Below are 13,066 nucleotides of genomic sequence, written 5' to 3' on the forward strand. Positions count from 1 at the left end.
CAATTTTGACGCAAGTTTACCTGCTTTTTTCCAGTTCATCGACCTGTGTATTAAGCGCATCAAACTTTTGTTTCATTTCATCGTTAAAATGCACCATCCACTCTTTAATTGTCTTGTCTTCGCTCAAAGCCTGAGGGGCGGCAATATCAATTAGCACAATGCCGTTATTCCAACGGTTCCATTTTACTTTATTGTGCAAATTGCTGGCGGTTACCATAACAACCGGTTCGTTGGTGGTCTTAGCTAGGCGAAACGCACCTTGCTTAAAAGGTAATATGCCTCTGCCATAGCTTCGTGTACCTTCTGGGAATAGCCATACCGACGTTTTCTTTTTCGCAATGCGTTTTGCAGCAATATCGAGTGTATTACGGGCTTTACCGGAATTCTTTCTATCAATCATGATATTGCCTGACAACCAATAGATTTGGCCGAAAATAGGGATCCACTTTAAGCTCTTTTTGCCAATGGTTACCACGCCAGGCAGTGCAGCTTTACAGATAGTGATAACGTCGAAACTGTTTTGATGATTGGCGATGTAAACGTAGGGCTCGTTTATTTTAACCGCAGGATCTTTCTTTATAATAATTTTGAGACCTACGACCTTAGCCATAAGTGAATACATACTACCCGCAATATGCACGTTATCTTTGTGAAAAGGTCGTACGATACAAACAATTAGCAGAACGATGTTAATGAGTAAAAAGGCGATAAAAAGTGCCGGAATGCGGAATAAAGCGATCAAAACAACTCCTAGATACAATTGACGCGCGCAGTATAGATGAAGTTTCAGCGTACACTTGTCCGATGAGTTTTTACAGTGCGGAAGGTATAGTTGAGCAATAAGTTGGAAAAGTGGCTATGTTTCTCACCTTTAGTATGAGGAAATTTTGCCGATACCCAATTACAATAATAAAAAGCGCAATCGAACCTAACTCGGTAACCACTATATGCAGACATTTACTCCAGACGACCTAGAAGAAGATATTCTTGCTGACCTTATGGAGGAAATAAACGAACTCTATGAATCAAGTGAACAAACCTTGATTGAATTAGAGCTTCGTCCGGAAGACAACGAATTGCAGCGTGCTCTGTTTCGCTCAATCCACACCATTAAAGGTGATTTAGGCCTGGTTAATTTCTCACCCATGATCCCGCTTTTGCAGCATGTAGAAGACTTGCTAGATTATTTGCGCAAAGGGCAGGTGGCGTACACAAGTACTATGAGTGACTTGGTATTGCTTACAATGGACAGAGTAAAAGCCTTCGTAGAGGCTGTAATGGCCAGTGGCAAAGCCGAGTACGATGACAATCTTCACAATCAGCTGGTTTTAGCTATCGGTCGTGTGACGCCTGAAAATACTGCTGAGCATGAAAAACGCCTTACCGAAGCGGTCTTGTTACTTAACCCAGCGTTAGATATTGTTGCGGATGAAGACGACCCACAAAACGTTCAGATAAAGCCCCCTACGTTAGCGGCTACAGGTATCCCTAAAGATATTAGTAGTGAAAAGAAGCAAGATATTCTATTTTTCCGCGACTTAATGCAAACCATTGAACGCCGCTCTAACTACTGGTCTGGTCGTGGTGATCGCATTGCCAAACTGGCTATGTATATTAACGATGTGGCCGAAAACCCTATCGACGAAGATCAGCTTGCCGTAGCCAGCTATGTACATGACTTCGGAATGGCCTTCATGCCATTGAAGCTTTTGCACAAAGGCGATGCGCTAAGCGATATCGAATTTAATCTTATGCGCTCTCATGTGTATAAAAGCGCCCGTTTGTTAGAGCACCTAGACCAATGGGATATGGCGCGCAAAATCGTGATGCAGCACCATGAACGCACTGATGGAACAGGTTATCCATTGGGGCTAAAAGAAGACGATATCTGTGAAGGTGCGAAGTTATTAGCCATTGTTGATACCTACGATGCAATGACACACCCAAGAGCGCACAATGAAGATAACGTACTTTCCAAAAAAGAGGCGGTGATAGAAATAAATCGAAGCGCCAAAGGCCAGTTTAGTATGAAGTGGGTAAGGCATTTCAATCAGGGAATGACGGCGCTACTGACGAAAGGACATTAGGTCGCAAGCCGCTTATAAGCTAGCAGCGAGTTCCCTGCTAGCTTACGGCGTAATCACTAGGGTTAGTTCACGCCCAATTCTTTTAACTTTCTTGTTAGGGTATTTCTTCCCCAACCCAAGCGTTTAGCCGCATCTTGTTTGTGGCCATGAGTGTGCTGAAGTGCTCGCTCAAGCATAATACGCTCAAACGTCAGCATCGCGTCGTTAAGAATGTTGTGATGGCCGTCGCGAAGCTGTTTATCGGTCCAGCTTGCCAACAAATCTGGCCACTCACCCGATTCAGCGCTAGGTTTTTCAATACTGCTATCGCTGTGAATTTCCGGTGGCAGATCGCTGGGCAGCACTTCTTGACCACTCGCCATTACCGTTAACCAGCGACACACGTTTTCTAGCTGCCTTACGTTTCCAGGCCATGGTAGCTGAGACATTACGCGCTCAGCGTCTTTCGATATGCTTTTAGCTTCTACATCAAGTTCTTTGGCTGCTCGGCGCAAGAAATGACGGGTTAGTAATGGAATATCTTCGCGGCGCTCGTTAAGTGAAGGAAGGTGCACTCGGATAACGTTTAAGCGGTGGAACAAATCTTCCCTAAACTTACCTTCAGCAACCCTTTGTTCTAAATTCTGGTGAGTTGCAGCGATGATGCGTACGTCCACACTCACTGATTGATGGCCACCGACACGATAAAACTGGCCGTCTGCAAGCACACGTAAAAGGCGGGTTTGTACATCTAACGGCATATCGCCTATTTCATCTAAGAACAATGTTCCGCCGTCGGCTTGTTCGAAGCGGCCTTGGCGAGCTGCCTGGGCTCCGGTAAACGCGCCCTTCTCATGGCCAAATAGTTCTGATTCTACAAGGTCGGCAGGAATGGCGGCCATATTAAGTGCGATGAAAGGTTTACTTGCTCTTGGGCTGTGCCTATGAAGGGCGTGCGCCACAAGTTCTTTACCCGTTCCTGATTGCCCGTTAATTAGCACGCTAATTGAAGAGCGAGACAAGCGACCTATGGCACGAAACACTTCCTGCATGGCAGGTGCTTCGCCAATAATTTCCGTTACTACGTCTTCAACTTGCGCTTTAGATACGGTGGACTGCTCTCTGGCATGTGCCAGCGCCCGCTGGGTTAAGGTTACTGCCTCGTCGATATCAAATGGCTTTGGCAAATATTCAAAGGCGCCTTTTTGATATGCGTTAACTGCGCTGTCTAAATCCGAATGCGCCGTCATAATGATAACGGGGAGCATAGGGTGCGAGGCATGCACTTCGTTCAGTAACGTCATGCCGTCCATTTGTGGCATTCTTATGTCTGAAATGATGACTTCAGGGGCTTGGCCGCTTTGAAGTTGAAGCAATAAATCTTCAGGGTTTTCAAAACTTAAGCAGCTGATATCTGCTGCTTGTAAGGCCTTTTGCAGCACCCAACGAATAGAACTGTCATCATCGACAATCCACACAGACTCATTCGTCATCGTCTGTCTCCTTACGATCTATTGGTATGTAAATTACGAACTCAGTGTGACCAGGGTAGCTATCTACATCTATTTTGCCGCCGTGGTGGTTTATAAGGGTCTGTGAAATAGACAAACCCAACCCAGAGCCATTTTGCTTGCTTGTGACCATGGGGTAGAAAAGTGTGTCTTTTACTTCAGCCGGAATACCCGGGCCGTTATCAATAATTTTTATTTTAGCTACCAGCGCGTGACGCTTCGTTTGAATTGTCATTTGGCGCTCTATTCGCGTAATTAACCTAATTTGTGGGTTGGGGGTTTGGCTCTCGGTTAATGCCTGAACGCTGTTGCGCACAATATTGAGCACCGCTTGCTGAATCATGTCAGGGTCTAACATAAGCGGTGGAATGCTGGGGTCATAGTCGCGAACTATGGTAATGGGATTGTCTGAGTCAAAGCGCATTAAGCTGCGTATTTTTTCAAGCGCTTGATGCACGTTGCTTTCTTCAAATCGAGGTAGTGAATTTGGTCCAAGCAATCGATCAACTAAGTTTCGCAGACGGTCAGACTGCTCAATGATCATGCTTGTAAATTCTTTATGCTCGTCAATCAGTTCTTTTTCTAATAGCTGTGCTGCACCGCGAATACCACCAAGAGGATTTTTGATTTCGTGTGCAAGGCCGCGAACCAATTCCCGTGCTGCGTAATGCTGCGCGTTTTGTAAAGTTTCTCGAGAAATTCGCTTTTGCTGGTCAATCTTTTTAACTTCAAATAGCAGTCGTGGGCCGTCTTCGAAGTGCAAGTTGGTAACGGTTAGGTCGGCAGATACATAGCGGTTATCTCGAAAAGCCAACTTAATTTCGTTTTCGGTGAAATCTTCACCTTTTCTGATGGCAGCTTTAAGTCGGGTGGTTTCTATTGTGCCCGGCAAGAAAAAATCTTGAAGTGGATGCCCAATAAGTTGTTTTAATCCAGTCTCAAACAAAGCTTCACCAGCGTGGTTGGCATAAACAATCGTAAGTTTGTTGTCTACCATTACCAGTGCGGTATTTAGGCTATTGATTAGCTGTTGTGTTTCTAACTCGGTGGAATGCATCCGAGCTCGTCTCCTTTGCACCATAATTGTGCATTGTAGCTTGCAATGATGCGTTGCGCGAATAAAGAGCTCAAGAAGAAATGTTCACTGAACCTCTATGGTGCGCATACATAACAGTGGTTGCACGCTATTAGTTATTAATTAACGCCGATGCCTGATGCAGGTAAAGGGTTTGTAATGGAGACGATGCAAGAGTCTTGCCCGTATTGTTCGTGAGTTCAACTTTATAAGTATGTGCCCCACGATGGATACCAGTAAGCTTAAAGACGCCTGAACTATTGCTAGCTAATGGGGCGTCGTCAAAGATTAATCGGTAGATTGGCGCTTTGGGTGCACCAGGTTGTGCGGCAGAAATAGTGAATTCACCCAAGTTATTGCGAATTGTCGCTTCTGGTGCAGGTGACTTAATGACTACGCGATAGTTGGGCTTGGGGGCAGCCGGCTTCGCAGGGGGAGGTGGGGTAACCTTTGCCGCAGTTACTACGTTTTGCGTTTTTACATCGAAAGCTAGGGGTTCTGCGTTTTGCTGCGGCTTGTCGGTGTAAGTCACAGAGCCGTCTTTACCTACCACCTTGTATATGGTCATTGGAGAGGTAGCTGCGGCTGATGTTGCATTGCTGCTTTGTCCGGTTTCGCTTTCTTGTGCTTCTTGCTGGGTACTTTCTTGGCTCAGCATTTCCGCTTGCACAGGCAGTAAGCCATTGCCGCTACTTAGTAATAGCGAAATTAAGCAAATGTGTCGCGTCATGTAGTGCACGTGTCGTTACCTAATCAATGTGGTTTTGGCTAGCTGGCTAATTCAATAGCTTGCTATGTTTGGCTTATGGATAACCTTTCTAGTTGTATGCAGATGCAAGCGGGCAAAGCCCTGTGCGCAGTTGATACAGCATGAAAGAGTATTCATTAGCATAGCTATAAAAACATAGTAGATAAATCGTACGCATAAAAAAAGCCCGCAGAGCGGGCTTTAGTATAAATTGCTATACAGTGCGAAATTACACGCTGTAGTACATGTCGAACTCAACAGGGTGAGTAGTCATGTTAAGTTTCGTTACTTCTTCAGACTTAAGATCGATGTATGCATCAATCATGTCGTCAGTCATAACGCCACCAGCTTTAAGGAAGTCACGGTCGTTATCAAGAGCTTCAAGTGCCATTTCTAGCGAGCTTGCAACTGTTGGAATTTCAGCAGCTTCTTCTGGCGGTAGGTCGTACAAGTCTTTATCCATTGAATCACCAGGGTGGATCTTGTTCTTAATACCGTCGATACCCGCCATAAGCATAGCAGTGAACGCTAGGTATGGGTTAGCTGTTGGGTCAGGGAAACGTACTTCAATACGACGTGCTTTATCGCTAGTTACGTGAGGAATACGAATAGATGCAGAACGGTTACGTGCAGAGTATGCAAGCATTACCGGTGCTTCGAATCCAGGAACTAGACGCTTGTATGAGTTAGTAGAAGCGTTAGCAAACGCGTTGATTGCGCGCGCGTGCTTGATGATACCACCAATGTAGTAAAGTGCTTCCTCAGAAAGACCTGCGTACTTGTCACCTGCAAAGATGTTTACGCCATCTTTAGAGATAGATTGGTGACAGTGCATACCAGAACCATTATCGCCAACAAGCGGCTTAGGCATAAAGGTAGCTGTTTGACCGTATGCGTGTGCAACGTTGTGAACAACATACTTGTAAACTTGAATTTCGTCAGCTTTCTTAACTAGCGTATTGAATTGGCAAGCAATTTCGTTTTGGCCAGCAGTTGCTACTTCGTGGTGGTGCGCTTCGATAACAAGGCCCATCTCTTCCATAACTAGACACATTGCAGCACGGATATCGTGAGCAGAGTCCACTGGTGGTACTGGGAAGTAACCGCCTTTAACGCCAGGGCGGTGTGCCATGTTGCCGCCTTCAAACTCTTCGCCAGAGTTCCACTTTGCTTCAGAAGAGTCAATCTTGTAGAAAGAACCCGCCATGTCAGTGTGGAAGCGTACGTCATCAAAAAGGAAAAACTCTGGCTCTGGGCCGAAGAAACATGTGTCACCGATGCCAGTTGATTTTAGGAATTCTTCTGCACGACGAGCAACTGAACGAGGGTCACGCTCATAACCTTCCATTGTTGAAGGTTCAACGATGTCACAACGGATGTTTACTTGTGTTTCCTCAGCGAAAGGGTCAACTACGCAGCTTGTTGCGTCTGGAAGAAGAACCATGTCTGATTCGTTGATGCCTTTCCAGCCAGCGATTGAAGAACCATCGAACATTTTACCTTCTTCGAAAAACTCTTCATCAACAACGCTCGCAGGAATAGATACGTGTTGTTCTTTACCCTTTGTATCGGTAAAACGTAAATCTACAAACTTCGCTTCACTTTCTTTAATCAGCTCTAATGCCTTTTCTACTGACATCGTGTCCTCCAGGTTTAATGTAAAAATGCGGAATGATCAGCTTCACTCCAACAGTGGAAAAAGTGAAAGCGATTATCATGCCATCTATATGTATACCGATTTCTGTGGCATAGACGGGCATTTATCACTTCCGTTTGAATTAAATTGCATTGTATTGGTGCAATGTTGCACCAATATGGCGTTTTGTGCTCATTTATACGTCAATCAGCCTAGATTACTTTGTAGCGTATAGCCACCAAATATGATCAATTAGGTGCAACGGGGCTGGTTATTTGTTGAACAAGTGTTTGAAAACCAATAAAACTCGTTTCCATCAAAAAAAAGATGCGCAAACGTCGTGGTTTTTCTGTACAATCCGCGCAAATTTTTCTATCTGCATTTTTTTGCAACAAATCTAACGCATACTCCTTTCCACTGAATTGAAGTAGACGTTGATTTACACAGGCTCTATATAAGCATGAATACCACTGATATTAATAAATTGCGTAACATCGCAATCATCGCCCACGTTGACCACGGTAAAACCACCCTGGTAGACAAACTGTTACAGCAGTCTGGCACCCTTGAATCTCGAGGCGAGCAAGAAGAGCGCGTAATGGACTCGAACGACATCGAGAAAGAACGTGGCATTACCATCCTAGCTAAGAACACAGCGATTAACTGGAACGACTACCGTATCAACATCGTAGACACTCCAGGACACGCTGACTTCGGTGGTGAAGTAGAGCGTGTAATGTCGATGGCTGACTCTGTACTTCTACTTGTAGATGCACAAGAAGGCCCGATGCCACAAACCCGTTTCGTTACGCAAAAGGCATTTGCTCAAGGTCTTAAGCCAATTGTTGTTATTAACAAAATCGACAAGCCTGGTGCGCGTCCTGATTGGGTTATGGATCAAGTTTTCGACCTTTTCGACAACCTAGGTGCAACTGACGAACAGCTAGACTTCCAAGTTGTTTATGCGTCTGCACTTAACGGTTGGGCATCACTAGATGCAGATACTAAAGAAGACGATATGACGGCATTGTTCCAAACTATCGTTGACCAAGTTTCTCCTCCTGATGCAGATATCGACGGCGCATTCCAAATGCAGATTTCTCAGCTTGACTACAACTCATACGTGGGTGTTATCGGCGTAGGTCGTGTTAAGCGTGGTTCTGTTAAGCCAAACCAACAAGTAACGGTTGTTACTGCTGATGGCAAAAAGCGCAACGGCAAAGTTGGCTTAGTTTACGGCTACCTTGGCCTTGCTCGTCACGAAGTTGAATCTGCTCACGCGGGCGACATCATTGCAATCACAGGTCTTGGCGAACTTAAGATCTCTGACACCATTTGTGACATCAACACTGTAGAAGCACTTCCTCCACTTACGGTTGACGAGCCTACAGTAACCATGACGTTCCAGGTAAACACCTCGCCGTTTGCAGGTAAAGAAGGTAAGTATGTAACGTCACGTAACATTCTAGAGCGCCTTAAAGATGAACTAGTACACAACGTTGCACTGCGCGTTGAAGAAATGCCTGATCCGGACAAGTTCCGTGTATCTGGTCGTGGTGAACTTCATCTAGGTATTCTTATCGAAAACATGCGTCGTGAAGGTTACGAGCTTGCAGTGTCGCGTCCAGAAGTAATTCTGAAAGAAGTTGACGGCGCAACGCAAGAACCATACGAAACCTTGACTATTGACTGTGAAGAACAGCACCAGGGTTCAATCATGGAACAGCTTGGTCTGCGTAAAGCAGAAATGACTGACATGTCTCCTGATGGTAAAGGTCGTGTACGTATCGACTTTATCATTCCAAGCCGTGGCCTAATTGGTTTTCAAACAGAATTCATGACGTTAACGTCGGGTTCTGGTTTGCTATATCACACGTTCGATCACTATGGCCCGTACAAAGGCGGTATCATTGGTAAGCGTAAGAACGGTGTTCTAATCGCTAACGCAAACGGTAAAGCACTGACTAACGCTCTGTTTAACCTTCAAGAACGCGGTCGCCTATTCATCGGTCACGGTGTTGAAGTGTACGAAGGTATGGTTATCGGTATTCACAGCCGTGACAACGACCTTACTGTAAACGCCCTTAAAGGTAAGCAGCTTACTAACGTTCGTGCATCAGGTACTGACGAAGCGCAAACACTAGTTCCACCAATCAGAATGTCACTTGAGCAAGCGCTTGAGTTCATCGATGACGACGAACTAGTAGAAGTAACGCCTGAATCTATCCGTATTCGTAAGAAGCTTCTTACAGAAAACGAGCGTAAGCGTGCATCACGTGCACCTAAGTCTTAATAGCTTCTAAGACTTACATTGATTTTGAAAATGCCAGCGTCAGCTGGCATTTTTTTTCCATTTTGCCGATGAGTTTGGCCTGCAATCTTTCAACTCGTGTCTCAACTTACACACCGTCACTTCCTATCAAAAAAGCTGCTTTCTAGCATTATCACTAAAACGTTAGAAAAAGTTTAAATATCGACCAAAGGTTAGTGGTCAAAAGCGTTCAGAGATTCTATGCTTGGAAAATCAGTCCGCATAGATCAATACCCAGCGAGCATTAATCTATGCGGATTGGTACAATAGACTGATGCCTTAACACGTGAGCTAAGTCGTTGTAATATTTACGGCTAATGACCTAACAAAAAGGGGAAGGGTAGTGTTTTCTGTAGCAGTAGTTGAAGATGATCCTATCACGCTTGACCTTATTACTGACGCGTTGGAAACGCAGTTAGACGCCACCGTGTATCCATTTACACGTAGTAAATTTGCAAGGGATTTTTTGCTGCAACAAACCGCAGAATCTATCAGCTTGATCATCAGTGACCAAGTAATGCCGGATTATGATGGACTAAGTCTTCTAAAAACCTGTCAGTCTTCGGGTTTGGACGTTCCATTTTTACTCATTACTGCCGACCCTAACAAAGAGTTAGTGATAGAAGCGCGTAAGCTTCAGGTTACCGGTTTCCTTGCTAAGCCACTCAATATGGAAGAGCTAGTTCAAAAATCGAGAGAGGCGGTGTCGCAGGCCAGCTAAGCCTGTAGGTTGTATTTCATTTTATGCATCGCACGCTAAAGGTGTGCATGCGGGCCAAAAATCTACTTCGTGGTTAACGATGACAATGTAAAACAGGTTAGGACAGCAAAGCGCAATTTACCGTTGGCTTTAACGTGTTAATTTATCTCTATTAAAGTACATTTCGATATAGAAAATTCGGGTTAATTCATCTCACGCCCCTAGTTTATGAGGCGCTAAAATTCTACACTGTTGGCATAAGTTTTTATGCAACAGGATGTAATGTGAGCGCCTTATTCGATAATACCCCTCCCAGAAAAGACACATTTTCGTTTAAATGGCAAAAGTACAAAGGGAAAGACATCATTCCTGCGTGGGTTGCCGATACTGAGTTTCGTTGCGCGCAGCCAATTCTAGACGCCATTTCGGGTCAGGTTGAGCATGGCAACATGGGTTACATACTGCCTGCACATCACGAAGGCGCTATTCAGGCTGTAGTGAGATGGCTTAAAGATAAGCATAATTGGGAAATTCAACCCGAGTGGCTAGTGTGGACACCAGGCGTTGTGCCAGCGTTTAACGTAGCGTGTAAAGCCTATTGTGAACCCGGTGATAAAGTACTTATTCAAACACCTAATTATCCGCCTCTACTGGCTGCCCCAAAACTAAATGGTCTCGAACGGGTAGATATAGGCACGGTAGTGCAAAATGACGACGGCACAAGTTCTGAAACTATCTCGAGTGTTGAAGGTGCGCGCTATACGTTAGATTTTGAAGCATTAGAAAGAGAAGCGGCTGATCCTAAATGTAAGCTGTTTATTCTTTGTAACCCAATGAACCCGGTAGGTTCGGTGCTTACTAAAGCTGAATTAGATCGCATTGCTGAGATCTGTAACGCGAACAACGTTAAGCTATGTTCTGATGAAATCCACTGCGACCTTATTCTAGAAGAAGGCAAACAGCACATACCGGCGGGCCGCGAGTCCAACCTTGCTGAAAATAGCGTCACGCTAATGGCTGCCAGTAAAACATTTAATATTGCTGGTTTGGGAACGTCTTTTGCCATCATCCCTAATCGCCAACTGCGTCAGGCATTTACCAATGCCGCAGCGGGCATCGTACCTTGGGTTACTGTATTGGGCTTAGCGGCTACAGAAGCAGCATTCACTCAATGTGATGAGTGGCATCAGCAGCAACTTACCTACTTGCGTGAAAACAGAGATATGGTGTTTAACACAGTAAACAGCATTGACGGGCTTAAAATGCTCAAAGCCGATGCGACGTTCCTTGCGTGGGTAGACGCCAGTGGACTAGGTGTAGAGAACGTCCAGCAGTGGGCCGAAGAGAAAGGCGTAGGCCCGTCACCAGGCATCGATTTTCACAAGGCGGACCATTTCAGAATTAACTTTGGCTGCAGCAAAGCGATGCTCCAAGATATTCTGCAACGCCTCGCCAGCTAAAAATTGGGGTCAGAGTACTTTTTCATCCCCAAAATGGGGGCAGAGTACTTTTTGCAGCTACGCTTTCTATTAAAAAGGGCCAAAGTATTACTTTGGCCCTTCTCATATGCAGTAAGTTTGTTAGTCACGTAATTTCATTGCTATCTGCGAGTGCACACTACAACGACATACAAAGGGAGAAAATTATTCTGACCCCATTTTTGCAGCTAGCTAAATACGCCGATTAGTTTATACAGGCCTAAACCAATCACAGTACCCACTACTAGAAAGCCTGCCAGGTTACTTTTCCATGTGTTTCTAAACTCCCCCAGTGCGGTGCTTTTATTCATAACGACCAATAGAAATATGGCAATAATTGGCAGTAAAAGAGCATTAGTCGCTTGAGCAAACAGGATGGCGGGTAGGGGCTTAAAGCCAAGTGCTGCAACGCTGACACCCACTACAATGATGATAAACCATACCGCTTTAAAGCTCTTGCTTTGCATATCGTCAGAAAGCCCCAGCGCTCCTGTTACCGCATAAGCGGCTGCTAGCGGCGCAGTGATAGCACTGGTTAAGCCTGCGGCGAATAACCCTAGTGCAAAGAACCACTGAGCTTTGTCACCTAAAACCGGTTTTAGCTGCTCGCCCATGTTCGAAGCGTCCATAGTGGCAGCTTGATTGAAGAACGCCATCATTGCTGTTGCCATTACGATAAGCGTAATAAGCCCACCCATACTAATAGCTCTAGCAGACTGGTTTCGGCACGCGACGACCGCTTCTTGTTTATCTTGGCCTTTCGATGATTTTGCAACTAGGCTCGCGTGAAGAAATAAGTTGTAAGGCACGATGGTGGTACCAATAAGCGCCAGCACCGTGGTAATGGCGTCAGCGTCCAGCCGCGGAGACATTAACTGACTAAACATCGCGGCGATATCAGGTTTGGCTACCAACAGCGTGATAAGAAATACGCCAGCCATAATAAAGACTAGATAAACCAGTACTGTCTCTATCCACTTGTAGCTGCCCGACCAGAGTAAAACTATAGCGATCGTGCCCAAAATACTGGCCCAGGGGGCAATGCCTATACTGATAAATGCGTCTAGCCCGATTGCAGCGCCGGTTAGGTTGCCCGATTCATAGGCTGCGTTGCCAATGCCGATAGCACTGACAATAAGCACGATAAAAAGATTCTTTAGCCATGGCTTGTAAGCCATATTTTTCATTGCACTGGCTAGGCCTTGGCCGCTGGCCACACCTAAACGCGCTGCCATGTCTTGCAATACTATGGTTGCGAATATGGAGAAAAGGAGCGCCCATACTAGGTGAAAGCCAAAGTTTGCACCTGCCAGACTTGCCGTAGTTACTGTTCCAGGGCCAATAAAGGCGGCCGCGATGATGTATCCTGATTTATCTTTTGCCATTGCAACGACTCTTAGTTAAGTTTTGCTATCATGACAATAGGTAGGCGAGCACGCAACAGTACCGCTAAACCAATACAGTAACAGATTGGTTTTAAACCTATTGTCGCGTACCCAGTGTAGAAGTTTGTTGTTTACTCTTTACCTTATTTCCCATTA

The 13,066-nt window shown here is 45.3% G+C and carries 10 protein-coding genes; 4 read left to right on the plus strand and 6 right to left on the minus strand.

Annotation, left to right across the window (positions count from 1 at the left end; genetic code table 11):
* Positions 1-16: 16 nt before the first annotated feature.
* On the minus strand, positions 17-742 hold the full coding sequence (locus WA381_RS00415; protein WP_156086870.1) for a 1-acylglycerol-3-phosphate O-acyltransferase: 726 nt from the start codon (positions 740-742) through the stop codon (positions 17-19).
* A gap of 205 nt (positions 743-947) precedes the next feature.
* Between WA381_RS00415 and WA381_RS00420 the strand changes: the two genes are divergently transcribed.
* On the plus strand, positions 948-2,087 hold the full coding sequence (locus tag WA381_RS00420; RefSeq protein WP_014950592.1) for an HD-GYP domain-containing protein: 1,140 nt from the start codon (positions 948-950) through the stop codon (positions 2,085-2,087).
* Between the two features lie 62 nt (positions 2,088-2,149).
* Here the strand turns inward: WA381_RS00420 and glnG are convergent, their stop codons facing one another.
* From glnG to glnA, 4 genes are all read right to left on the minus strand, one after another.
* Positions 2,150-3,559 carry a nitrogen regulation protein NR(I) gene (gene glnG, locus WA381_RS00425; RefSeq protein ID WP_014977284.1) on the minus strand — a complete coding sequence of 470 codons (1,410 nt, stop codon included), beginning with the start codon at positions 3,557-3,559 and terminating at the stop codon, positions 2,150-2,152.
* Positions 3,549-4,634, minus strand: coding sequence for a nitrogen regulation protein NR(II) (gene glnL, locus WA381_RS00430; protein ID WP_014950590.1), 1,086 nt, complete (start codon positions 4,632-4,634; stop codon positions 3,549-3,551). Before glnL ends, glnG begins: the two co-directional genes overlap by 11 nt.
* Positions 4,635-4,764: 130 nt before the next feature.
* Complete coding sequence (locus WA381_RS00435) at positions 4,765-5,391, minus strand: hypothetical protein (protein ID WP_014950589.1); 627 nt, start codon at positions 5,389-5,391, stop codon at positions 4,765-4,767.
* 238 nt (positions 5,392-5,629) lie between these two features.
* Positions 5,630-7,039, minus strand: coding sequence for a glutamate--ammonia ligase (gene glnA / locus WA381_RS00440; protein ID WP_014950588.1), 1,410 nt, complete (start codon positions 7,037-7,039; stop codon positions 5,630-5,632).
* Positions 7,040-7,496: 457 nt separating this feature from the next.
* Here glnA and typA point away from each other — a divergent pair, with 457 nt between their 5' ends.
* The 3 genes from typA to WA381_RS00455 all read left to right on the plus strand — a co-directional run bounded on the left by typA (position 7,497) and on the right by WA381_RS00455 (position 11,507).
* Positions 7,497-9,329 (plus strand): translational GTPase TypA, encoded by a 1,833-nt coding sequence (typA, locus tag WA381_RS00445; protein ID WP_014950587.1) that lies wholly within the window; start codon positions 7,497-7,499, stop codon positions 9,327-9,329.
* Between the two features lie 361 nt (positions 9,330-9,690).
* Complete coding sequence (locus WA381_RS00450; protein WP_014950586.1) at positions 9,691-10,068, plus strand: response regulator; 378 nt, start codon at positions 9,691-9,693, stop codon at positions 10,066-10,068.
* Positions 10,069-10,331: 263 nt separating this feature from the next.
* Positions 10,332-11,507: a MalY/PatB family protein gene (locus WA381_RS00455; protein WP_014950585.1), complete on the plus strand. Its 1,176-nt coding sequence runs from the start codon at positions 10,332-10,334 to the stop codon at positions 11,505-11,507.
* A gap of 206 nt (positions 11,508-11,713) precedes the next feature.
* Here the strand turns inward: WA381_RS00455 and WA381_RS00460 are convergent, their stop codons facing one another.
* Positions 11,714-12,910, minus strand: a complete 1,197-nt coding sequence (locus tag WA381_RS00460; protein WP_156086869.1) for an Nramp family divalent metal transporter — start codon at positions 12,908-12,910, stop codon at positions 11,714-11,716.
* Positions 12,911-13,066: the final 156 nt, after the last annotated feature.

The organism is Alteromonas sp. CH_MED4-4 (genome assembly GCF_037029575.1).
Lineage (GTDB): Bacteria > Pseudomonadota > Gammaproteobacteria > Enterobacterales > Alteromonadaceae > Alteromonas > Alteromonas macleodii.